This window comes from Sphingomonas swuensis (assembly GCF_039538045.1).
GTDB lineage: Bacteria > Pseudomonadota > Alphaproteobacteria > Sphingomonadales > Sphingomonadaceae > Sphingomicrobium > Sphingomicrobium swuense.
Map to the genome: position 1 here is coordinate 1,386,076 of NZ_BAABBQ010000001.1, position 21,367 is coordinate 1,407,442.

21 protein-coding genes and 1 other RNA gene are annotated in these 21,367 nt (G+C 69.2%); 13 read left to right on the top strand and 9 right to left on the bottom strand.

Annotated features, from left to right (window positions below):
- Both ABD727_RS06895 and ABD727_RS06900 read right to left on the bottom strand, forming a co-directional pair.
- Nucleotides 1-1,728 carry a lytic transglycosylase domain-containing protein gene (locus ABD727_RS06895; RefSeq protein ID WP_344706651.1) on the bottom strand — a complete coding sequence of 576 codons (1,728 nt, stop codon included), beginning with the start codon at nt 1,726-1,728 and terminating at the stop codon, nt 1-3.
- Nucleotides 1,725-2,510 carry a uracil-DNA glycosylase gene (locus ABD727_RS06900; protein WP_344706652.1) on the bottom strand — a complete coding sequence of 262 codons (786 nt, stop codon included), beginning with the start codon at nt 2,508-2,510 and terminating at the stop codon, nt 1,725-1,727. The genes ABD727_RS06895 and ABD727_RS06900 overlap by 4 nt, the downstream gene beginning before the upstream one ends.
- Before the next feature lie 89 nt (nt 2,511-2,599).
- Between ABD727_RS06900 and ABD727_RS06905 the strand changes: the two genes are divergently transcribed.
- The 5 genes from ABD727_RS06905 to ABD727_RS06925 are packed head-to-tail and all read left to right on the top strand — an operon-like array spanning nt 2,600 to nt 9,188.
- Nucleotides 2,600-4,252, top strand: coding sequence for an electron transfer flavoprotein-ubiquinone oxidoreductase (locus ABD727_RS06905; RefSeq protein WP_344706653.1), 1,653 nt, complete (start codon nt 2,600-2,602; stop codon nt 4,250-4,252).
- Nucleotides 4,227-5,888 carry a tetratricopeptide repeat protein gene (locus ABD727_RS06910; RefSeq protein ID WP_344706654.1) on the top strand — a complete coding sequence of 554 codons (1,662 nt, stop codon included), beginning with the start codon at nt 4,227-4,229 and terminating at the stop codon, nt 5,886-5,888. The genes ABD727_RS06905 and ABD727_RS06910 overlap by 26 nt, the downstream gene beginning before the upstream one ends.
- The gene (locus ABD727_RS06915; protein ID WP_344706655.1) at nt 5,885-6,700 is read left to right on the top strand and encodes a 4-(cytidine 5'-diphospho)-2-C-methyl-D-erythritol kinase; all 816 of its coding nucleotides are present in this window, start codon (nt 5,885-5,887) and stop codon (nt 6,698-6,700) included. Before ABD727_RS06910 ends, ABD727_RS06915 begins: the two co-directional genes overlap by 4 nt.
- A complete protein-coding gene (locus ABD727_RS06920) occupies nt 6,697-8,019 on the top strand; it encodes an NAD(P)H-hydrate dehydratase (RefSeq protein WP_344706656.1) in 1,323 nt (440 codons plus the stop codon). Before ABD727_RS06915 ends, ABD727_RS06920 begins: the two co-directional genes overlap by 4 nt.
- Nucleotides 8,016-9,188 (top strand): class I SAM-dependent RNA methyltransferase, encoded by a 1,173-nt coding sequence (locus ABD727_RS06925; protein WP_344706657.1) that lies wholly within the window; start codon nt 8,016-8,018, stop codon nt 9,186-9,188. Before ABD727_RS06920 ends, ABD727_RS06925 begins: the two co-directional genes overlap by 4 nt.
- Here ABD727_RS06925 and ABD727_RS06930 read toward each other — a convergent pair.
- The 4 genes from ABD727_RS06930 to ABD727_RS06945 form a co-directional block, all read right to left on the bottom strand.
- Nucleotides 9,185-9,619 (bottom strand): MAPEG family protein, encoded by a 435-nt coding sequence (locus ABD727_RS06930; protein ID WP_344706658.1) that lies wholly within the window; start codon nt 9,617-9,619, stop codon nt 9,185-9,187. The genes ABD727_RS06925 and ABD727_RS06930 overlap by 4 nt on opposite strands.
- A 12-nt stretch (nt 9,620-9,631) precedes the next feature.
- A complete protein-coding gene (locus ABD727_RS06935) occupies nt 9,632-10,060 on the bottom strand; it encodes an MAPEG family protein (protein WP_344706659.1) in 429 nt (142 codons plus the stop codon).
- A 70-nt stretch (nt 10,061-10,130) separates the two neighbouring features.
- The gene (locus tag ABD727_RS06940) at nt 10,131-11,183 is read right to left on the bottom strand and encodes a 1,9-bis(guanidino)-5-aza-nonane synthase (protein WP_344706661.1); all 1,053 of its coding nucleotides are present in this window, start codon (nt 11,181-11,183) and stop codon (nt 10,131-10,133) included.
- 158 nt (nt 11,184-11,341) lie between these two features.
- Nucleotides 11,342-12,487, bottom strand: coding sequence for a type III PLP-dependent enzyme (locus tag ABD727_RS06945; RefSeq protein ID WP_425566765.1), 1,146 nt, complete (start codon nt 12,485-12,487; stop codon nt 11,342-11,344).
- 331 nt (nt 12,488-12,818) lie between these two features.
- Between ABD727_RS06945 and ABD727_RS06950 the strand changes: the two genes are divergently transcribed.
- Complete coding sequence (locus ABD727_RS06950; protein ID WP_344706663.1) at nt 12,819-13,733, top strand: threonine ammonia-lyase; 915 nt, start codon at nt 12,819-12,821, stop codon at nt 13,731-13,733.
- Nucleotides 13,734-13,776: 43 nt separating this feature from the next.
- On the opposite strand, the gene ABD727_RS06955 is transcribed toward ABD727_RS06950, so the two are convergent.
- Nucleotides 13,777-14,031 (bottom strand): hypothetical protein, encoded by a 255-nt coding sequence (locus ABD727_RS06955; protein ID WP_344706664.1) that lies wholly within the window; start codon nt 14,029-14,031, stop codon nt 13,777-13,779.
- Nucleotides 14,032-14,081: 50 nt separating this feature from the next.
- Here ABD727_RS06955 and ABD727_RS06960 point away from each other — a divergent pair, with 50 nt between their 5' ends.
- Nucleotides 14,082-14,249 carry a hypothetical protein gene (locus tag ABD727_RS06960; RefSeq protein ID WP_344706665.1) on the top strand — a complete coding sequence of 56 codons (168 nt, stop codon included), beginning with the start codon at nt 14,082-14,084 and terminating at the stop codon, nt 14,247-14,249.
- A 46-nt stretch (nt 14,250-14,295) separates the two neighbouring features.
- Here the strand turns inward: ABD727_RS06960 and ABD727_RS06965 are convergent, their stop codons facing one another.
- Nucleotides 14,296-14,937 carry an alpha/beta hydrolase gene (locus tag ABD727_RS06965; protein ID WP_344706666.1) on the bottom strand — a complete coding sequence of 214 codons (642 nt, stop codon included), beginning with the start codon at nt 14,935-14,937 and terminating at the stop codon, nt 14,296-14,298.
- Between the two features lie 83 nt (nt 14,938-15,020).
- Between ABD727_RS06965 and ABD727_RS06970 the strand changes: the two genes are divergently transcribed.
- Genes ABD727_RS06970 through ABD727_RS06980 form a run of 3 tightly spaced genes read left to right on the top strand, consistent with a single transcriptional unit; the run spans nt 15,021 to nt 17,493 of the window.
- A complete protein-coding gene (locus tag ABD727_RS06970; RefSeq protein ID WP_344706667.1) occupies nt 15,021-16,106 on the top strand; it encodes a cysteine desulfurase family protein in 1,086 nt (361 codons plus the stop codon).
- The gene (locus ABD727_RS06975) at nt 16,103-17,194 is read left to right on the top strand and encodes a cysteine desulfurase family protein (protein ID WP_344706668.1); all 1,092 of its coding nucleotides are present in this window, start codon (nt 16,103-16,105) and stop codon (nt 17,192-17,194) included. Before ABD727_RS06970 ends, ABD727_RS06975 begins: the two co-directional genes overlap by 4 nt.
- Nucleotides 17,191-17,493: a 2Fe-2S iron-sulfur cluster-binding protein gene (locus ABD727_RS06980; RefSeq protein ID WP_344706669.1), complete on the top strand. Its 303-nt coding sequence runs from the start codon at nt 17,191-17,193 to the stop codon at nt 17,491-17,493. The genes ABD727_RS06975 and ABD727_RS06980 overlap by 4 nt, the downstream gene beginning before the upstream one ends.
- 49 nt (nt 17,494-17,542) lie before the next feature.
- Here ABD727_RS06980 and ffs read toward each other — a convergent pair.
- Nucleotides 17,543-17,640, bottom strand: an RNA gene (ffs, locus tag ABD727_RS06985) — signal recognition particle sRNA small type.
- Nucleotides 17,641-17,771: 131 nt separating this feature from the next.
- Here ffs and ABD727_RS06990 point away from each other — a divergent pair.
- From ABD727_RS06990 to alaS, 3 genes are all read left to right on the top strand, one after another.
- Complete coding sequence (locus ABD727_RS06990; protein ID WP_344706670.1) at nt 17,772-18,170, top strand: BLUF domain-containing protein; 399 nt, start codon at nt 17,772-17,774, stop codon at nt 18,168-18,170.
- An 88-nt stretch (nt 18,171-18,258) separates the two neighbouring features.
- Nucleotides 18,259-18,654 (top strand): MAPEG family protein, encoded by a 396-nt coding sequence (locus ABD727_RS06995; protein WP_344706671.1) that lies wholly within the window; start codon nt 18,259-18,261, stop codon nt 18,652-18,654.
- A gap of 48 nt (nt 18,655-18,702) precedes the next feature.
- Nucleotides 18,703-21,351, top strand: a complete 2,649-nt coding sequence (gene alaS, locus ABD727_RS07000; protein ID WP_344706672.1) for an alanine--tRNA ligase — start codon at nt 18,703-18,705, stop codon at nt 21,349-21,351.
- Nucleotides 21,352-21,367: the final 16 nt, after the last annotated feature.

Genomic DNA, 21,367 nt, shown 5'->3' on the forward strand with positions numbered 1-21,367 from the left:
TCAGCGCTTGTCGGGAAAGCTCGGCCAGCGGTGCTGCGCAAGCTCGGTCAGGGTCGGCGTCGGGGCGCGCTCGAAGCCCTGGTAGACCCACAGGTTGCGGAGCACCGAAGGCACGTAATAGCGCGTCTCCCAATAGGGCATGGACTCGATCCACAGCAGCGGATCGCCGCGGTCGTTGACCGCCCACCGCCCGACCGGGAGCGGCCCGGCATTGTAGCTCGCGACGATCTTGGGAAGCTGCCCGCCGGTCGCCTGGTGGGTCCGCATCCAGCGGATCCACTCCTGCCCGAACGCCATGTTGACCGCCGGGTCCTTGAGCTGACCGGTCGGAAGCCCGCGGGTGCGCGAGATGAGGTCGCGGGTCGAGGGCAGCACCTGCATCAGCCCGACCGCGCCGGCCTGGCTGACCGCTTCGGCCCGGAAGGAGCTTTCCTGCAGCGCATGGGCAAGGCCGAGCGCGGGGTCGATCTGCCAGCCGTTGGTCGGCTTCCAGCTCGGCTTGGGATAGCGCGCTGCCGCCGCAACCCGCGAGCCCGGCTGGCCGAAATGGCCGAGAAAATGCTGGGTCGCGGCAAGCTCGAGACGGGCCGCGGTCGCGACCAGCCCCGGCTGGTCGGCAGGCGCCCCGATACGCGCCTGGTGGCGGAGCAGCTCGCCGGCAAGGTCGCGCTCGCCGATCCCGACCAGCGCCTGCGCCCGGACGATGTTGGGCAGCGAGGCGACCCGGCCCGCCGCGCTGGTGTCGAGCGCGGGGAGGACCGTGTCCATCGCAAGCGTTCGACGGGCAAGGAGGCCGTAGAAGGTCTCGGGGTTGCGCGCCGCGGCCTTGAGCAAAGGCTGGACGGCGGTCGCCCGGCGGCAGGCCATCTCGGCCCGGGCCGCCCAGTAATAGCCGGCGGCGGCAAGGCTCGGCTCGGCCGAACGCTGGCCGACTTCGCGGAAGGCCCTGGCGGCGGGGACGCACTCGCCCATCCGCCAGCTTGCGAGGCCCGACACCCATTCGGACTGGAGCGCCCAGTCGCCGCTCGCGCCCTGCCGCCAGGTGTCGGCGACCCGCCGCGCCTCGGCGTCCTGGCCACGCACATAATAGATCCACGCGACCCGCTGGCCGAGCTCGGCACGGGCTTCGGCGCTGAGCAGGGGCGCCCGCTCGTTGAGCAGAAGCTCGGCGCCGGCGGCGTCGTCGACCTTGACCAGCGGATCGAGTTCGAGCCGGAGTTTGTCCGCCTCGGGCTCCCCGGTGATGGTCCGGGCCCGCCCGCGGCGCGGGGTGGTTCCTATCGGGACGAGCGCGGCGCGGCGCGGAATAGTTGGGGTCGCCAGTGCGCCGCGACCGAGCGCCATTCGCTGCAGTTGCTCGGCCTGCGGCAATTCGGGCGCTTCGCGAAGCAGCGCGGTAAGCTGGTCGACCGTGACCGCGGGCGATCCCTTGGCGGTGTAGAGCTGGGCCCTCGCGAGCGCGGCGAGCGGAGACGCGGGAAGGGCGGCGATCCCGGCGGAGGCTGCCGCCCACTGCCCCGAGCGGATCGCCGCGAAGACGCCCGGCCAATCCTTCGGCACCACCAGCGGCGCGGTCGGGACCACCACGACGGGCGTGGTGGTAACCGGCTGCACTTCGGTCGGCTCGTCGATCGGCGCGAGCGGGTCGTCGGGCGGGCTGGTCGGCTGGTTGGGGGTCGGCTGGGCGGGAGCGAGGAGGGCGGCAATCAGCAACGGCAATGCGGTCAAGGATGGTCCCCCATCAAGGCAAGGAGGTCACGCCAGGCGAGCGCCTTGTCGGCGGTCCGCTCGAGGAGGTGGCGCGGGTGGAAGGTGGCGACGGTCGGGACCCCGGCGATCCGGTGGACCTTGCCCCGTGCCTGGAGCAGCGGCTTGCCGAGCAGCAGCCGCGCCGGCGCGTCGCCCAGCAGCAGCAGTCGCTTTGGACGGGCGAGGCCGATCTGGTGGAGGAGACCCTCGCGGCAGGCCTCGACTTCGGTCTCGGGGAGGCGAGCCCCGGCGCTCGAGAAGCAGGTGAGCGCGGCGACATAGGCCTGCTCCGCCCCGAGCCCGATCGCGGCCAGCATCCGCACCGTCAGCGCATAAGCCTGGCCGCCGATCGGCTTTCCTTCGCCAACGTCCTCGGGCGAGGGGATGCCCGACAGCAGCATGACCTCGGCCTCCGCCGATCCATGCGGAAGGGCGCGCGAGGCGCCGGCGCGGAACAGCGGCAGGTCGGCGGTCTCGGCCAGCCAGGCATGATAGTCGTCGAGGGTGGTCGGCCTCGTCTCCCCTCCCGCTCGCGGAAGGGGCGGGGTGTTTGCCTGGTCAGGTGCAGGCGTCTGACGCGGGGCGCGCAGTTCGTCGGCGTCGAAAGCCGCGTCTCCCGCAAGCGGCACTAGCGTCTTCTTCTCCAGCCAGTTGCGGCTGTCCTCGGCGATGCCGACATCGACCCCGGCGTCGAGCCACCAGGCGAGCAGGCTCGCGGCCTCCGCCCGGCTCAGCGCTGATCCGTCCACGTCGGGGTTCATGGCCAACAGCATAGTCCCTCCGGCCATTGACGGAAGGGGCCACGAACGCCAAGCCATTTGGTGACAGCAGAACGGGTGAAACGGACGAGATGAGCGACCGGGAGTCGATGGAATATGACGTCGTGATCGTCGGCGCGGGCCCTGCGGGGCTCAGCGCGGCGATCCGTCTGAAGCAGCTTGCCGCCGAGCAGGGCCGTGAGCTCAGCGTCTGCGTGCTCGAGAAGGGCTCCGAAGTCGGCGCCCACATCCTGTCGGGCGCGGTGATCGATCCGAAGAGCCTCGACGAATTGCTGCCAATCTGGCGCGAGGACGACAGCTGCCTGCTGGGCCGGGTCCCGGTCACCAGCAACCATCATTGGGTGCTGACCAAGAACCGGAAGTTCAACCTGCCCCATTTGATGATGCCGAGCTTCCTCGACAACAAGGGCACCTTCACCGGCAGCCTCGCCAACCTCTGCCGCTGGCTCGGTGGCAAGGCCGAGGAACTGGGCGTCGAGATCTTCCCCGGCTTCCCCGCCGCCGAGGTCCTCTACAATGAGGACGGCTCGGTGAAGGGCGTCGCGACCGGCGCGATGGGGATCGGCCGCGATGGCGAGCCCAAGGGTGACTATCAGCCCGGAATGGAGCTCCACGCCCGCTACACCTTCTTCGCCGAAGGCGCGCGCGGTTCGCTGACCAAGCAGCTCAAGAAGAAGTACGACCTTGAGGCCGAATGCCAGCCGCAGGTCTACGGCATCGGAATCAAGGAATTGTGGGACGTCGACCCGGCCAAGCACAAGCCGGGCACCGTCATCCACACGCAGGGATGGCCGCTCGACGACGCGTGGGGCGGGGGCTGGATCTACCACCAGGACAACAACCAGGTGTCGATCGGCTTTGTCGTCGCGCTCAGCTACAAGAACCCGCACCTGTCGCCGTTCGACGAGATGCAGCGCTACAAGCAGCATCCGGCGATCCGGCCCCTGCTCGAGGGCGGACGGCGCGTTTCCTATGGCGCGCGCGCGATCAACGAGGGCGGCTGGCAGAGCATTCCCAAGCTCGCCTTTCCGGGTGGCGCGCTGATCGGCTGCTCGGCGGGCTTCGTCAACGTGCCGCGGATCAAGGGCACGCACACCGCGATGAAGTCGGGCATGCTCGCCGCCGAGGCCGCCTTCGCCGCGGTCGCCGCCGACCGCCGCTCCGACGTTCTCGCTGATTATGAGCCTTCGGTCAGAAATGGCTGGATTGGCGAGGAATTGCGCAAGGTGAAGAATGCCGAGCCGGCCGTCGCCAAGTTCGGCGCGACGATTGGCACCATCCTCGCCGGCGCCGACCTGTGGATGCGCCACCTCAAGATCGGCTTGCCGGTCGAGATGAAGCACCATCCTGACCACAAGACCCTGTGGCGGCGCGACATTGCCCCGCCGATCAACTATCCGCGGCCCGATGGCGTCATCAGCTTCGACAAGCTGTCGTCGGTGTTCCTGTCGAACACCAACCATGAGGAGGACCAGCCGGTCCACCTGCAGCTCAAGGACCCAGCGATCCCGACGCGGGTCAACCTGCTCGACTATGACGGGCCCGAGCAGCGCTACTGCCCGGCGGGGGTCTACGAATATGTGGTCGAGGGGGGCACGCCGCGGCTCCAGATCAACGCGCAGAACTGCGTCCACTGCAAGACCTGCGACATCAAGGATCCGTGCCAGAACATCAACTGGGTGACGCCGGAGGGCGGCGGTGGTCCGAACTATCCGAACATGTAGCCTGGGGCTGGCCGGCGCGCTGATCCTCGCCGCAGTCCCTGCCGAGGCGCGCGTCACGACCTTCGTCCGCTCGGGCGCGAGCACCTTCGTCGCCGCCCAGGCCGCCGCCAACGCCGGTGACGCCCGCCGCGCGGCGATGCTCTACGCCAGCCTCGCCGCGGCCGAGCCGGGCAACCGGACGATCGCCAATCGCGCGCTCGCACAGGCCATCCTTGCCGGAGACATGCCGCTCGCGCTTCGGCTTGCGCGCGCAACGCCGGGCGCCGACCTTGCTCCCGACGCTCGCCTGCTGCTCCTGGCGGACGATCTTCGCGAGCGCCGTCCTCCTTCCGCGCTCGCCGCGGGCTGGCCTGACGAGCTCGGCTTCGTCACGCCCTTCGTCCGGGCCTGGACCCTGTCCGAGCGGGGCAAGCGGCGCGACGCGCTGGCGGCGCTCGACAATGTCGCGCGCGACAACCTGCTCGCGCCGCTGGTCCCCGAGCACAAGGCACTGATCCTCCTCGCGAACTGGAAGGCGAAGGAGGCACAGGCCTTCATTCCGACCGCCCTCGGGCGCGCCGGCGGACGCGGCGACCGGCTGCGCATCCTCTTCGCCTCGGGCCTGCTGCGCGCCGGCTCGCGCGATGCCGCCCTTGCCTTGCTGCGGGGCCGGGACGTGACGCTTGCCGCCGCTGCGACCCAGCTGTCGGCGCAGCGCAGGCCAGATTTTCCCGCCGTGACCGCGGCTCAGGGCTTTGGCGAGCTGCTCTCGGGGCTGGCGGTGCTGCTCAATCAAAGCGAGCGCTCGGCGCTGCCGCTGTCGATCGTCCAGGTCGCGCGCTTCTCCGATCCCGCGAATGAGCAGACTGCCATCCTCCTTGGCCTGCTGCTTGCGGGCAGTGATCGCAGCGACGACGCGCTCGCCGTGCTCCGCCGAGTGCCCGACAGCTCGCCGCTCGCCAGCGAGGCGCGCGACGCCGAGATCCGAACGCTGCTGAGGGCCGAGCGTCGCCCCGAGGCGCTTGCCCGGGCGCAGGCCTTCGTCGCAGGCGCGCGGGTCACCGCGGATGACTGGAGCCGGCTCGGCGACGTGTTCGACGCCATGGCGCGACATGGCGAGGCCGCCGACGCCTTCGCCAACGCCGCTCGCCTGACCGACGCCGGTGGTCCCGGCCCCGAGCGCTGGAGCCTCTACCTGCTTCGCGGCGCCTCGCTCGAGCAGGCCGGTCGCTGGACCGAGGCCGAGAAGTCGCTCGAAGCCGCCCATGCGCTCGCCCCCGACAATCCGGTCGTGCTCAACTATCTCGGTTATGCCCGGCTCGAACGGGGCGTCCGCCTCGACGAGGCCGAGGCGCTGATCGCCGAAGCGAGCCGCCGCGCGCCCGACGATGCCTCGATCACCGACTCGCTCGGCTGGGCGCAGTTCAAGCGCGGCAAGCTGCCCGAGGCAATCGCCACCCTCCAGCGTGCCGCGGCGGCCGACCCGGGCCAGGCCGAGATTCACGAGCATCTTGGCGATGCGCTCTACACCGCCGGTCGCCTTTACGAGGCGCGGTTCGCCTGGTCGGCCGCGCTCGTCACGGCCGAGGACGACGTGCGCAAGCGGATCGAGGCCAAGATCGCCGCCGGCCTGACCCCGACCACCGCGGCCCCGTGAGCGAGCCCGTCCCGGCCGTCGAGATTGCCCCGGCCAAGATCAACCTCGCGCTTCACGTCCGCGGCCGCCGACCCGACGGGCGCCACGACCTCGAGACCATCTTCGCCTTCTGTACCGACGGCGATCGGCTGACCGGCGAGCTTGCCGACGACCTGTCGCTGACCATCACCGGCCCGTTCGCGGCGATGCTCGACGATGGTCCGGCCAACCTCGTCCACCGTGCCGCGACCGCGCTCGCCGCGGAGGCGCGGGTCGGGAAGGGGGTCCGGCTGACGCTCGACAAGCGGCTTCCGGTCGCCAGCGGCATCGGCGGCGGCTCGGCCGATGCGGCGGCGACGCTGCGGCTGCTGACCGCGATGTGGAATGTCGATCCCGATCACGCGACCCGGATCGCACCCGCGCTCGGCAGCGACGTCCCCGCCTGCCTGCTCAGCATGAGTGCGCGGGGCGAGGCGGCGGGGGACCGGCTCGCGCTGGTCGATCCGGGCGTCGCCGGCGAACCCGTCCTGCTCGTCAATCCGCGCCGCCCGCTCTCGACCGCGGCGGTGTTCGCCGGCTGGGACGGGGTCGACCGCGGCCCGCTCGGCGAATGGCGCGAGGGCCGCAACGACCTCGAGGCGCCCGCGCGCACGCTGGTGCCGGCGATCGGCGACGTCCTCAACTGGCTGACCGTACAACCGGGGGCCAAGAGCATCCGGATGTCGGGCTCGGGCGCGACCTGCTTCGCGCTCTTCGCCGACGAGGCGACGCGCGACGCCGCCGTGGCCGCCTGTCCCGCCGATTGGTGGCACCTCGCAAGCTTCCTGCGATGACCCGCCCGATCCTCACCGCCGCCCGGATGCGGGAGGCCGAACTCGCGGCCCCGGTCGGCCTCGCCGAGCTGATGGAGCAGGCCGGGCAGAGCCTCGCCGAAGCCATCTTCCGCCATAGCGCCGGTCCCGAGACGCTGATCCTGTGCGGCCCCGGCAACAATGGCGGCGATGGCTATGTCGCCGCGCGCCACCTTTCCGCACGCGGCGTCAAGGTCCGGGTGGCCGCCTTGGCCGAGCCGACGACCGACCTCGCCAAGGTCGCCCGGCAGCGATGGGACGGCCCTGTCGAGGCTTTCGACGGGGCTGCACCCGCACCGCTGCTGGTGGATTGCCTGTTCGGAACGGGTCTCAGCCGCGGGCTCGAACCTGCTGTCGCCGAACGGCTTTCGGTGCTTGCCGGTTCTGCCCGGACGGTCGTTGCCTGCGACCTCCCGAGCGGGGTGGAAGCCGACAGCGGCGCCTTGCTGTCGCCGGTGCCGACAGCCGACCTCACCGTCACCTTCGGCGCGCTCAAGCCCGCCCACCGGCTGATGCCGGCGATGGCCAGGATGGGCCGGCTGGTCCTCGCGCATATCGCGATCGAGCCGGACACGCGCTGGTTCGAGCTCGCCGAACCCGACCTTCCTCCGGTCGCAGAGGGAGCGCACAAATACAGCCGAGGGCTGGTCCACGCGCTCGCCGGCTCGATGCCCGGGGCGATCGCGCTTTCCGCCACCGCGGCGGCACGGAGCGGCGCCGGCTATGTGCGGATCTCGACCTCGGCACCCATTCCGGGCCTTCCGCTCAGCGTCGTCCAGGTCGGCGATGCGCAGCTTGGCGACCCGCGGATCGGCTGCCTCTTGGTCGGGCCCGGTCTCGGCAAGTTGCCGCAACTGCTCACCCTCGCGCTGACCAGCCGAGCACCCAAGGTAATTGACGCAGACGCGATCGGGCTTGTCGGCGAGCCGGACCGGCTGCGCGGGCAGGACGCGATCCTGACCCCGCATGGGGGCGAATTTGCGCAGCTGTTCGGCGACCATCCCGGATCGAAGGCCGAGCAGGCGCTCGCCGCTGCCGCCGTGTCGGGCTCGGTGGTCGTCTACAAGGGGCCCGACACGCTGGTCGCCTCGCCCGACGGAAGGCTCGGCTTCGCGCCGCCGGCACCCGCCTGGCTGGCGACAGCGGGCACCGGCGACGTGCTCGCCGGGATCATCGCCGCGCTTCGGGCACGCGGGATGCCCGCCTTCGACGCGGCTTGCGCCGGGGTCTGGCTCCATGGCCGCGCCGCCGAGCGTGCCGGACCGGCAATGATCGCCGACGACTTGCTGGAGCATCTGTGAGCGAAGAGATTCTAAGGATCGCGGCGCGGGGGGATGGAGTCACCGCCTCGGGCCGCCATGTCGCCTTTGCCGCACCGGGCGACCTGGTCGGCGAGGACGGTTCAGTTACACCCGGGCCCCACCGGCAACTGCCGCCATGCCGTCACTTTCCCGAATGCGGCGGCTGCCAGCTCCAGCACATCGACGATGAGGCCTTCGCCGCCTACCTGGTCGCCCGGGTCGAGGGCGCGCTGGCGCAGCAGGGCCTCGCCACCGAGACACGCCCGCCGCACCTCTCGCCCCCGCGCAGCCGCCGCCGCGCCTCGCTGAGGGCGTTGCGCGCCGGGGGCCGGGTCGTTCTCGGCTTCAACGCCGAGAAGTCGACCCGCGTCATCGACCTTGCCGAATGCCACATCCTGCGTCCCGAGCTGTTCGCGCTGGTCGCTCCGCTTCGCGGCTTCCTCGGCACCTTGCTCAAGGGCAAGGGCTCGGGCGAAGTCCGGCTGACGCTCTCCGACCAGGGCGTCGACGTCGCGCTCTCCGGAGTTCGGGTCGAGGGCTTCGAGGCGTCGATGGCGCTGACCGACTTCGCCGAGGCGCAGCGCCTCGCCCGGCTGACCCTCGACGACGGGCTTGGTCCCGAGGTGCGGTGGGAGCCGCAGCCTGCCACCGTCACCCTTTCGGGTCGCCCGGTGCCGCTACCGGTCGGCGCTTTCCTTCAGGCGACTGAGGATGGCGAGGCGGCGCTGGTCGCGGCGGTCGGCGAAGCGCTCGGCGGGCCCGCTACTGTCGCCGACCTGTTCGCCGGCATCGGCACCTTCGCGCTGGCGCTCCCCGGCAAGGTCCGCGCCGCCGAGGCCGGGCGCGAGGCGGTGCTCGCCCTCAAGCGTGCGGCGCCGACCATGCTGGTCGAGCACCGCGACCTCTATCGGCGCCCGCTGATGGCCGACGAGCTCGCCGGACTCGAGGGGGTCGTCCTCGATCCGCCGCGCGCCGGGGCCGAGGCGCAGGTCGCCGAACTCGCCGCCTCGACGGTTCCGCGGATCGCCTATGTCAGCTGCAATCCGGCGACCTTCGCCCGGGACGCCGCGATCCTCGTCTCAGGCGGCTACCGGCTCGAGTGGGTGCGTCCCGTCGGCCAATTCCGCTGGTCGACCCACGTCGAGCTCGCCGCCGCCTTCGCCCGCTAGTGCCAGAGGTACATGGCGGCGTGGATCGTCAGCGCGGCGAGGCATAATGTCGACAGCGCGAACAGGCTGAGGCGGATCGCGACGATGTTGATCGTCGCCTGGACGATGCTGTGGATGATCCGAAGGCCGACATACCCCCAGGCCAAGAGGACATTGATGTGATGGTCGAAGCCCATGACCGCCAGCGCCAGCACGATCGCATAGAAGATCGTCGGCTGTTCCATCAGGTGGTTGTAGTTGTGCGCCTTCCACTGCGCCTTGGCCTCGGGCCCGTTGTCGAGCGCGTTGCCGCGTGATCCCGCCGGGATGGTGCGCAGCGATACGCCCATCCGCTTGAACGCCCCCCGCCTCGCGACCGCGGTCCAGACGAGCATGACGAGCGACCAGGCGACCAGCGCGACGACCGGGCCGAGCAGCGGCGAAGGAGGCATGGAAGACCTTTCTCAGAGCAGGTGGGTGAGGGCGACCAGCACCAGCCCGAGCAGGCACAGGCTGGCGGCGAAGAACAGCATGAAGCGGAAGCGGGTGATGTTGACGGTGGTCTGCACCAGGCTGTGCGTGATCCGCAGCAGGACATAGCCCCAGGCAAGCTTGGCTGCGAACGCGCTCTCGCCGCCGGTGGCGATCAGCAGCAGCGTGACCGCGTAGAACAGCGTCGGCTGCTCGAGCAGATGATTGTAGTTGTGCGCCTTCCACTGGACCTCGGGGGCAAGCTTCTGGTCGAGGCTCGCCCCGGTCCCGCCGCGCAGTGTCTTGAGATCGATCCCGGCGCGCATCATCGCCGGGATGCGCGTCGCATACATCCAGAAGAAGATGACGAAGGTCCAGGCGGCCAGAACCGCGATCGGCAGGCCAAGCGGATGAAGACCCATGAAAAAACCCTCCCCCCGGAGTTGTCCGGGAGGAGGGTAGAGGATTGTTGCGTCAGCGCAACCGTTACGTTCAGTCGAACAGCTTGGCGAAGGCGCGCTTGGCGCGGGTCTTCCAGTGGCCGCGGTGATAGGCATCGCTGGCGAGCAGCGGCAGCACCGAGGTCGCTTCCGCGAACACCATCTGCTCGAGCGCGGTCGAGACCTTGCCCCAGCTCGCCGCCTCCTGGAGGGTCGAGGAGGAGCAGGCACCGTCGCGGACGTCGGCGACGGTGATCTGCACGGCGTACTTGTGCACCTCGACGTCCTCGTGGCCGAGGATCTCGGCGCAGACCACGGTGTCCTGCGTGAAGTTCTTCGGAACGCCGCCGCCGATCATCAGCAGGCCGGTGGTGCCAGCCTTGACCTTGATGTCGGTCAGCTCGCGGAAGTCGGCGATCGAATCCATGGTCATATAGCGCCGGCCCGCCTTCATCGCGTCGACCTGGTGCTTGACGAGGCCGAAGCCGGCCGAGCTGTCGGTGAAGGCCGGGCAGAAGATCGGCACGTCATGCTCGTAGGCGAGCTTGACCAGGCTGTTGTCCTTCTTGCCGTTCTCCATCAGCCACTTGCCCATCTCCTTGATGAACTCGCGGCTGCTGTACGGGCGCGGCTCCAGCGTGTCGGCGATCTTGCCGATCGTGAAGTCGGTGTCCTGGAGCTGCTCTTCGTCGATGTAGGTGTCGTAGATCCGGTCGATGTAGAGCGAGCGGAGCGTGTCGTCGTCGGGGATCTCGAGCGCCTGATAGTGCTTGTGGCCGAGCGCCTCGAAGAAATCCATGTCGACGATCGACGCGCCAGTAGCGACAATCGCGTCGACCATGTTCGAGCGGACCAGTTCGGCATAGAGGTCCATGCAGCCGCCGGCCGAGGTCGAGCCCGCGATCACCAGGATGACCGAACAGTCAGGATCGGCCAGCATCTGGTTGTAGATGCCGGTCGCGCGGGCGAGGTCTCGGCTGGTGAAGCTCATCTTGCCCATCGCGTCGACGATCGGCCGCGCGTCGAACTTGGTGATGTCGATATGCTCGACCGTGGAGGAGAGCAGCTCCGCCTTGCGGGTGTCGTTGATCTTAGGGGTGTTCATGTCAGTTCCCTTGATGAAATAGCCCGTCATCAAGCCGTCACCCCGGGCTTGACCCGGGGTCTGCCTTTTCTTCGATCGAGCAAGAAGAAGGCGGATGCCGGGTCAAGCCCGGCATGACGAAAGGTGGCGGCGCGGCGATGAGCCGCGCCACTGGCCAGTTACAGCTTGACCACGTTCGACCGCGCCGGCTCCGCCGCTTCGCCGTAAAGCGAGGCCATCGGGGCGTCGGCGACGATCACCGACCAGCCGCTCGCCGAACCGAAGCCGTTGAAGCCGGTCCGCATCGCCGAGCCATAGGCGCCGAGCATCCCGATCTCGATATAGTCGCCGGCGGCGACATCGCCCGGGAGGTCGAACGGCCCGACCATGTGGTCGAGGTCGTCGCAGGTCGGCCCGTAGAAGCTGAAGCCGTGCGGACGGACATCGCTGTCCTCGTCGCGGACGAGCCGGACGGGGAAGCGCCAGCCGATGTGCGCGGCGTCGAACAGCGTCCCGTAGGCGCCGTCGTTGATGTACAGCTCGTCGCCGCGGCGCTTCTCGACCCGCACCAGCACGCTCGCATATTCGGCGCACAGGGCACGGCCCGGCTCGCACCACAGTTCGGCCGAGTAGCTGATCGGAAGCTTTTCGAACGATTCGTGGATGACCGCGAAATAGGTCTCGAGCGCGGGCGGCTCCATCCCCGGATAGGAAGAGGGGAAGCCGCCTCCGACGTCGACGATGTCGACCGTCACCGCCGCCTCGACGATGGCGTCACGGACGCGGCTCATCGCCTCGGCATAGGCCGCCGGAGTCATCGCCTGGCTGCCGACGTGGAAGCACAGGCCGAGCGCGTCCGAGGCCTGGCGGGTCGCCATCAGCAGCGCCTTCAGCTCCGAAGGAGCAGCCCCGAACTTGGAGGCGAGGCTGAGCTTCGAATGCTCGGACGAGACCCGCACGCGAACCAGCAGGTTGAGGTCGCTCGCGGCGACGCCGTCGGTTGCGGTCGCCTCGACGATCTTGTCGAGCTCCTCGAGGCTGTCGAGGCTGAAGGTCCGCACGCCGTGGGTGTGATAGGCCTCGGCGATCGCCTCCTCGGCCTTGACCGGGTGCATGAAGCACAGGGTCGCGCCCGGGAGGGTCTCGCGCACCAGGCGCACCTCACCGATCGAGGCGACGTCGTAATGCGTCACTCCGCCGTCCCACAGGACCTTCAGGAGGTCGGGGGAGGGGTTCGCCTTCACGGCGTAGAGCGACTTGCCCGGGAACTTCTCGACGAAGAACCGGGCCGCCGCACGCGCCGCGTGGGGACGGAGAAGGGTCACCGGCTGAACCGGCTTCAACTTGGCGATTTCGTCCGCGCCGCGAGCAACAAGAGCTTCGGTACGGTCGGAAAGGGGCGCAGCTAGCCCCAGCGCGAAGGTGTGCTCTGCCAACTCAAGGGACCTCCAAATGCCTTTCGGCAAACATTGACGAAAGCTGCCTTGCGGTTGGAAGTCCCATGGGGCAGCGAGGAGCGCGATATATGAACGAGGTCCCCGCAACGCAATCCTTTTTCGCACTGCGCTTCGCTGCCGTGCGCCCGGCTTGCCGCAGCTCTCGCACGCCTTGGCCAAGCCATTGACCTTGAACAGCAATCTTCCAAATCGTGATGATGTGCTCGCGGCCGCGGAGCGGATCGCGGGGCTGGTCGAGAAGACTCCGCTGCGCCAAGTGCGGATTTCCGGCCACGACCTGTGGCTGAAATGCGAATCGATGCAGACCGGCGGCTCGTTCAAGCTGCGCGGGGCGACCAACCGGCTGGCGCTGCTGAGCGAGGCCGAACGCCGCGCCGGCGTGGTCGCCTTCTCGAGCGGCAACCATGCGCAGGGTGTCGCCATCGCCGCTCGCCGGCTCGGCATTCCCGCGCTCATCGTCATGCCGTCGGACGCGCCCACGCCCAAGGTCGAAGGCACCCGCCGCGAGGGCGCCGAGATCGTCTTCTACGATCGCCTGAGCGAGGACCGGGTGGAGATCGCCCGCGAGATCGCCGTGACCCGCGGCGCGGTGGTGGTGCCGAGCTTCGATGACCCGCACATCATCGCGGGGCAGGGGACCGCCGGGCTCGAGATCCTCGACCAATGCCCGGTCGCGGTGCGCCGGATCGTCTGCTGCTGCGGCGGTGGCGGTCTCGCCGCGGGCCTCGCGCTCGCCTGTCCCGATGCCAAGATGGTGGTCGCCGAGCCCGAAGGCTGGGACGACATGTCCCGCAGTCTTGCGCTCGGCCGCATCGTCCCGGTCGCGCCCGATGCCCCTCCGACCGCCTGCGACGCGCTGCAGACCCCTTTGATTTCGCCATTGACCTTCGGCATCCTCCAGGCACGCGGCGCTCGCGGGGTCGCCGTCAGCGAGGCCGAGGTGCGCGATGCGGTCCGCTTCGCCTGGTCCGAACTGTCGCTGCTGGTCGAGCCGGGCGGGGCGGCGGCGCTCGCGGCGATGCTGTCGGGCAAGGTCGAGCCGGGCGCCGGGACGGTGGTGATGGTGACCGGCGGGAACATGGACCCCGCCCTGCACGCGGAATGGGTCGCCTAAGTCTCCCGCCAAGCAGGAGCCCGGCACCTTCGGACCGAGAGCCTCAGGCCCCGGTGCTGGTCCGGTAGCTGCCCGCGTCGAGCTGGTTGGGCGAGTAGAATTCGACGCTTCGGGTCAGTTCCTCGAGCTCGGCGGCGAGCGTCTGGAGCTCGGCGGCGAGCGCCTTGGGATCGGTCTCGCCGATCTCGCGGCTGGCATCGAGCAGCGTTTCCAGCATCATCGCGATGCAGGGCAGGATCGTGCCTTCAATGCGCTCGAACGCATCGGCGAGCTTCTGCTGCTGGTCGGCCCCGATCATGGTTGGAGCTGTAGGACAACAGCGGTTAAGAGAGCGTTGCCATGCCGCCGATGAACCAGACCGCCGCCACCCTCCTGTCCGTCGCGATGCTCGCGGGCTTCGCGATGATCGTGATCGGCACCCGCTTCGCCCTCACGCCCGAGCACCGCCGGAACGGCGGGCTGACGGTCCTCGTCGGGATCATCATCATCGCCAACGTGCTGGTCCTGATGATCTGAGCGTCCTCCCCGTTGCGCTGCGCGCAACGGGGAGGACGCTTCGTGCCTAGCGCCCGAGCCGCATGTCCAGATAGCCGTCCACGCTCTTCATCAGGAGGTCGAGCTCGTTGGCGAAGAAGTGGTTCGCGCCCGGGATCGTGTCGTGGTGGATGGTGATGTGGCGCTGGGTGCGGAGCTTGTCGACCAGCTTCTGGACGCTGGGCGGGGTGACCACCTCGTCGGCTTCGCCCTGGATGATGATGCCCGACGAGGGGCAGGGGGCGAGGAAGCCGAAGTCGTACATGTTGGCCGGCGGGGCGATCGAGATGAAGCCCTTGATCTCGGGGCGGCGCATCAAGAGCTGCATGCCGATCCAGGCGCCGAAGCTGACGCCCGCGACCCAGGTCTGCTCGGCCTCGGGATGGATCTGCTGGACCCAGTCGAGCGCGCTCGCCGCGTCGGACAGTTCGCCGATGCCATTGTCGAACACGCCTTGGCTCTTGCCGACACCGCGGAAGTTGAACCGCAGCGTCGCGAAGCCGCGCCGGACGAAGGTCTGGTAGAGCAGCTGCACGATCTTGTTGTTCATCGTGCCGCCCGCCTGCGGGTGGCTGTGCAGGATCAGCGCGACCGGCGCGCGGGGACGCAGACCGGGATGGAAACGGCCTTCGAGACGGCCTTCCGGCCCCGGAAAGATGACTTCGGGCATGGGCCTCTTGATCGTGACTAGGAGGAAAGCGGAGCGCGCGCCTATATAGTGGGCAGGCGTCAACTAGCAATCACAAGGTATAAGTGAGCGCGTCCCGAATCTATCTCGATCATGCCGCGACCACTCCGGTCCTCCCCGAGGCGCGCGCCGCGGTGGCCGAGGCGCTCGGCCGCTGGGCCAATCCGTCGAGCCCGCACGCCGACGGACGCGCCGCCAAGGCCGCGCTCGAGGATGCCCGCGCCCGCATCAAGGCCGCGCTCGGCTGGACCGGCGATCTCATCTTCACCGCTACCGCGACCGAGGCGGCCGACCTCGCCTTCGCCCGCTGCCGCCAGCAAGGCCCGAAACCTGCGTTGACGACGGTCGAGCATGACGCGATCCGGACCCAGGTAGCGGAAGGCGAGGGGTTCGACCTTCAGGTCGGCAGCGACGGACTGCTCGCCCCGGAGGCCCTGTCGAGCTGGCTTCGAATGATTCCCGGCGGGCTGGTCGCGGTGCAGCACGCGAACAGCGAGACGGGCGTCATCCAGAATATCGCGGCGATCAGCGAAGTCGTCGACCTCGCCGGCTCCTATTTGCTCGTCGACTGCGCACAGACCGCGGGCAAGCTTGCGCTGCCGCCCGCCGACCTCCTCATCGTCAGCAGCAGCAAGGTCGGCGGTCCGCCCGGCGCCGCCGCGCTTCTGGTGCGCGACCTCAAACTGCTCGTTCCAAGCGGCGGCCAGGAGCGGGGCTACCGCCGCGGCACCGAGAACCTCCCCGCGATCCTCGGCTGGGCCGCAGCGCTCGAGGCCAGGGCGTGGGACATGGACCGCCTCGGCTATCTCCGCGGAAAGCTCGATAGCCGGCTGCTCCTCAATGGGGCTAGGCTCGTCAGCGGAATTATCGGCCGGATCCCGACGATCGGAGCCTATGCGATGGACGGCATGAGCGCGATGGCCCAGCTCGTGCGCCTCGATTCGCTCGGCTTTTCGGTATCCGCCGGCAGCGCCTGCTCGTCGGGCAAGACCAAGACGAGCCACGTGCTGGCTGCGATGGGCATGGATCCGGACGTCGCCGACAAGGTCATCCGGGTGAGCTTCGGACCGTCGACGAGCGAGAACGACGTCGATCGCTTCGCCGAAGCCTGGTCGGCCCTCGCCGCCGAAGCGCGGGCCCGCGCCGCATGATCTACCTCGACTATCAGGCGACGACCCCGCTCGCGCCCGAGGTCAAGGCCGCGATGCTGCCGTGGCTCGACCAATATGCCAATCCGCACAGCCCGAGCCGCAAGGGGCGCGAGGCGGCAGCGGCGATCGAATATACCCGCAGCCAGCTTGCCGCGATGTTTCCCGCCGGTGGATCGGTGGTCTTCACCTCGGGCGCCACTGAGGCGCTCAACATGGCGCTGCGCTCGGTCCGCGGACGGATCGTCACCTTGGCGACCGAGCATGCTGCGGTGCTCGACACCGTGCAGTGGCTCGCCGGTCAGGGGCAGGACGTCGAAATCCTTCCCGTCGGCAGTGATGGGCTGGTCGATCTCGACCGGCTCCATGACGCGCTCAGGCAACCCACTGCCTTGGTCGCGGCGATGCTGGTCAACAACGAGATCGGAGTCGTCCAGCCCGTCGCCGACATCGCCCGGATGGCGCACGAGGCGGGCGCGCTGATGCTGTGCGACGCGGTCCAGGGCTTCGGCCGCATGGCGGTTCCGGAGGGTCCCGACCTCATCGCCATCTGCGCCCACAAGATCCACGGCCCCAAGGCGATTGGCGCCCTGTGGCGGCGCGACGGGGTCATGGTCGAGCCGCTCATTCACGGCGGCGGGCAGGAAAGCGGGCTGCGCTCGGGCACCCTGTCGCCAATGCTGTGCGCCGGCTTCGGGGTCGCCGCCGCGCTGGCGGGCGAGCGGCGCTATGCCGACCATGCCCATATCGAGGGGTTGTGGCGGCTTGCGCTCGCGACGCTCGGCGAGGGCTGGACGATCAACGGCAGCGATACCGAGCGCTATCGCGGGAACCTCAACCTGCGCCGCGACGGGCTCGATACCGCCCGTCTGCTCGCCGACTGCCGGCAGGTCGCCTTCTCGCTCGGCTCGGCCTGTGCCAGCGGCTCGGGCCGTCCGAGCCATGTCCTGCGCGCGCTCGGCCTGTCGGACCGCGAGGCGCGATCGAGCATCCGGCTCGGCTTTGGCCGTTACACGACGGAGGAGGAGATCGTCTCGGCCTGCACGCTGATCCGCGCCGCGGTCTCGGCCCAGCGGCGCTTCGCGGCATGACCCTGATCCGCTTCCATCGCCCCGACGGAAGCCTCGATCGCGAGGTCGAGGCCGACGAGGGCGCCAATCTCCTCGACGTCGCGCAGGAAGCCGGTCAGCCGCTCGAAGGCACCTGCGGCAAGCAGATGAGCTGCTCGACCTGCCATGTCGTGCTCGACCCCGACAGCTTCGCCCGCTCGGGCGCGCCGAGCGAGGACGAGGACTATCTCCTCGACCTGGCCTTCGACGCGCAACCGACCAGCAGGCTTGCCTGCCAGGTGGCGGTCAGCGGAGGAGAGATGATGGTGCGGATGCCGTGACCCTCGCAACTCCCTTTCGGGAAAACGTCGGCGGGATCGGCGCTTGTCGAAGGGTGGGAGCCGGAACGACCCGGAACGAAATCGTTGTGGCTGCTTCCTTCCGGACCTGACCAGGTTGGCGACAATTCCGTCCGCCCGACTCCCGCGGGCCATATGGCGGAGCAAGGGCGACCATGCAAGAAGGCCAGCTCGGCCACAGGATGCCGCAATTTACTCCCCGTTAAATTCTGACCGCTAACGCCGCGTGGTGCCGGGGGGCACGGCGTACGGAGTGTCCCTTGGAGCAGATTGTCTACATCAGCACGGCCCGTGCTCTTCCCGACGGAGAGATGCTGGCCTCGATCCTGTCGGCCTCGCGCCGCAATAACCTGCGCGACGGGTTGAGCGGCCTGCTGGTGGTTGGCGGTCGCCGTTTTCTCCAGCTGCTCGAGGGACCCGCAGAAGCCTGCGAGCGCGCCTATGCGCGCATCCGCGAGGACGATCGCCACTTCGCCCTCGTCGAACTTGGCCGCAAGTCGATCACCCGCTGCACCTTCGCAAGCTGGGAGATGGGCTTCGAGCAGGCAAGTGACGACAATCTCGAGGCGATGGTCGACCGGCTGGTCGCGCATGTCGACGATCCCTCGATCGCGGCGCAATTCCGCTCCTTCGCGCAGCTCCACAGCACGGCTGCCTGACCGGGCGCGCGGGGCCGCGCTTACGCACACTTGAACTCGCCCCGCCGCTGCGCCACCCTTCGGCCCTGTTCACCGGAGGGGGCTCCACATGACCGATTATCCGCTGACGATCGCGGCCTTGCTGCTGGCGCTCGCCGTCTATGTCTGGGCGATCCTGTCGACCGGTCGCGCTAGGGTGCGCTACAAGGTCGAGGCGCCCTCGTGCAGCGGCGATCCGGCGTTCGAGCGCGCCTTCCGCGCCCAGCAGAACACGGTCGAGCAACTGGTCCTGTTCGTCCCGCTGCTGGCGCTCGCCGCCATGCTGTGGGGCGACCTTCCCGCCGCGCTGTTCGGGCTGGTCTGGAGCCTCGGCCGGATCCTCTACGTCGCCACCTACTCGGCCGACGCGAAGAAGCGAGGGCCCGGCTTCCTTCTTTCCGCGGGACTGTCGGTGCTCGTTCTCGCCGGCCTGATCGTCACCCTCGCGCTCCGCATCGCGGGCTGATCTCGACACTCTTCCGCACTGCAGCATGGCCGTGTTAGAGGCGCGGCCATGACTTCGACCAACGACATCCGCCGCAGCTTCCTCGACTATTTCGAAGGCGCGGGACACAGCCGCCAGCCGAGCGCCCCGCTGGTGCCGCAGAACGATCCGACGCTGATGTTCGTCAACGCCGGAATGGTGCCGTTCAAGAACGTCTTCACCGGTCTCGAGACGCGACCCTATCGCACCGCCGTCTCCTCGCAGAAGTGCGTCCGCGCCGGGGGCAAGCACAACGACCTCGACAATGTCGGCTACACCGCGCGCCACCACACCTTCTTCGAGATGCTCGGCAACTTCTCGTTCGGCGACTATTTCAAGGAACAGGCGATCACCCACGCCTGGACCCTGTGTACCCGCGAGTGGGGCCTTTCGCCCGACCGGCTGACCGTCACCGTCTACCACACCGACGACGAAGCCTTCGACCTGTGGAAGAAGATCGCCGGGCTGCCCGACCACCGGATCATCCGCATCGCCACCAAGGACAATTTCTGGGCGATGGGCGACGACGGCCCCTGCGGTCCCTGCTCGGAGATCTTCTACGACCATGGCGACCACATCCCCGGCGGCCCTCCCGGCAGCCCCGACGAGGACGGCGACCGCTTCGTCGAGATCTGGAATCTCGTCTTCATGCAATATGAGCAGGCGGCGGGCGAGATCGTCTCCGAGCTGCCAAGCAAGTCGATCGACACCGGCATGGGCCTCGAGCGGATCGCCGCGGTCATGCAGGGCGTGCCCGACAATTACGACACCGACACCTTCAAGGCGCTTATCGCCGCGTCGGAAGAGCTGACCCGTACGCGCGCCGAGGGTACGTCCAAGGCCTCGCACCGGGTCATCGCCGACCATCTGCGCGCCTCTTCCTTCCTGATCGCCGACGGCGTGCTCCCGGCCAACGAGGGCCGCGGCTATGTCCTCCGCAGAATCATGCGCCGCGCGATGCGTCACGCCCACCTGCTCGGTGCCGCCGAGCCGCTGATGCACCGGCTCGTTCCCGCGCTCTCGGCCGAGATGGGCGCCGCCTATCCCGAGCTGGTCCGCGCCCAGCCGCTGATCGAAGCGACGCTCCGCCAGGAGGAGACCCGCTTCCGCCAGACCCTCTCCAACGGGCTTCGCCTACTCGACGAGGCGACCGCGTCACTCGGTGCGGGCGGAACGCTGTCGGGCGATACCGCTTTCAAGCTCTACGACACCTACGGTTTCCCCTACGACCTGACCGAGGATGCGCTCCGCGCGCAGGGGCTGCAGGTCGACCGCGCCGGCTTCGACAGTGCCATGGCCGAGCAGAAGGCGCGTGCCCGTGCCGCCTGGAAGGGCTCGGGTCAGACCGCGTCCGAAGAAGTCTGGTTCGACATCGCCGAGGAGCATGGCGCGACCGAGTTCGTCGGCTATGCCAGCGAGGAAGGCGAGGGGCAGGTTCTCGCCATCGTCAAGGACGGCTCGCGGGTCGACAAAGCGGCTGCGGGCGAGAGCGTCCAGCTGATCCTCAACCAGACCCCCTTCTATGCCGAGAGCGGCGGCCAGGTCGGCGATACCGGCACGCTCACCGGGGCAAACGGACTCGCCGCCGAGGTCACCGAGACGCGCAAGCAGCTCGGCAAGATCTGGTCGCACCATGTCACGCTGAGCGGGGGCTCGGTCGCGATCGGTGACGCGGTGCATCTGACGGTGGACCATGGCCGTCGCTCGTCGATCCGCGCCAATCACAGCGCGACCCACTTGCTCCACGAAGCGCTCCGCCAGCGGCTCGGAAGCCATGTCGCGCAGAAGGGTTCGCTAGTCGCGCCCGATCGCCTGCGCTTCGACTTCAGCCAACCGACGGCCATTCCCTCCGACGCGCTCGCCCTGGTCGAAGCCGACGTCAACGCGCACATCCGCGCCAACGGCCGCGTCGACACGCGCCTGATGACTCCCGACGAGGCGATCGCCGAGGGCGCGATGGCGCTGTTCGGCGAGAAGTACGGCGACGAGGTCCGTGTCGTCTCGATGGGCAGCGATGCCGAGGGCAAGACCTACAGCCTCGAGCTGTGCGGTGGCACCCATGTCGGCGCACTGGGCGAGATCGGCCTGTTCAAGGTGATCGGCGAAGGCGCGGTCTCCTCGGGCGTTCGCCGGGTCGAGGCGCTGACCGGAGAGGCCGCGCGCCACTGGTTCGAAGGCCGCGACGCGCGCCTGCGTGAAGCCGCCGCCACCCTCAAGGCCTCGCCCGACGAAGTGCCCGCGCGCGTCGCCGCGCTGGTCGAGCAGACCCGCAAGCTCGAGCGCGAACTTGCCGATGCCAAGCGCCAGCTAGCGCTCGGCGGGGGCAGCGGCGGCGAGGCCGCGGGTCCGGAGGAGATCGGCGGCCACAAGTTCCTCGGCCGGGTGATCGAAGGCCTCGATCCGAAGGCGCTCCGCTCCGAGGTCGATGCCGCCAAGCAGCAGCTCGGTTCGGGCATCGCCGCGCTGATCGCGGTCAACGACGGTCGCGCCTCGGTCGCCGCCGGGATTACCCCCGACCTCGTCGGCACGCTAAGCGCGGTCGACCTCGTCAAGGCTGCGGTCACGGCGCTCGGCGGGCAGGGCGGCGGTGGTCGTCCCGACATGGCGCAGGGCGGCGGTCCCGACGGGGACAAGGCAAGCGAGGCGCTTGAAGCCATTCGCGCAATGTTATCTAAGTAAGGCCATAGTCCGGGGG

Excerpts from the sequence above, each read along its gene's own strand:
- ABD727_RS06900 (WP_344706652.1), bottom strand. The coding sequence starts at position 2,510 with ATGAACCCCGACGTGGACGGATCAGCGCTGAGCCGGGCGGAGGCCGCG.
- ABD727_RS06905 (WP_344706653.1), top strand. The coding sequence starts at position 2,600 with ATGAGCGACCGGGAGTCGATGGAATATGACGTCGTGATCGTCGGCGCG.
- ABD727_RS06920 (WP_344706656.1), top strand. The coding sequence starts at position 6,697 with ATGACCCGCCCGATCCTCACCGCCGCCCGGATGCGGGAGGCCGAACTC.
- ABD727_RS06930 (WP_344706658.1), bottom strand. The coding sequence starts at position 9,619 with ATGCCTCCTTCGCCGCTGCTCGGCCCGGTCGTCGCGCTGGTCGCCTGG.
- ABD727_RS06935 (WP_344706659.1), bottom strand. The coding sequence starts at position 10,060 with ATGGGTCTTCATCCGCTTGGCCTGCCGATCGCGGTTCTGGCCGCCTGG.
- ABD727_RS06940 (WP_344706661.1), bottom strand. The coding sequence starts at position 11,183 with ATGAACACCCCTAAGATCAACGACACCCGCAAGGCGGAGCTGCTCTCC.
- ABD727_RS06955 (WP_344706664.1), bottom strand. The coding sequence starts at position 14,031 with ATGATCGGGGCCGACCAGCAGCAGAAGCTCGCCGATGCGTTCGAGCGC.
- ABD727_RS06960 (WP_344706665.1), top strand. The coding sequence starts at position 14,082 with ATGAACCAGACCGCCGCCACCCTCCTGTCCGTCGCGATGCTCGCGGGC.
- ABD727_RS06965 (WP_344706666.1), bottom strand. The coding sequence starts at position 14,937 with ATGCCCGAAGTCATCTTTCCGGGGCCGGAAGGCCGTCTCGAAGGCCGT.
- ABD727_RS06975 (WP_344706668.1), top strand. The coding sequence starts at position 16,103 with ATGATCTACCTCGACTATCAGGCGACGACCCCGCTCGCGCCCGAGGTC.
- ABD727_RS06980 (WP_344706669.1), top strand. The coding sequence starts at position 17,191 with ATGACCCTGATCCGCTTCCATCGCCCCGACGGAAGCCTCGATCGCGAG.
- ABD727_RS06995 (WP_344706671.1), top strand. The coding sequence starts at position 18,259 with ATGACCGATTATCCGCTGACGATCGCGGCCTTGCTGCTGGCGCTCGCC.
- alaS (WP_344706672.1), top strand. The coding sequence starts at position 18,703 with ATGACTTCGACCAACGACATCCGCCGCAGCTTCCTCGACTATTTCGAA.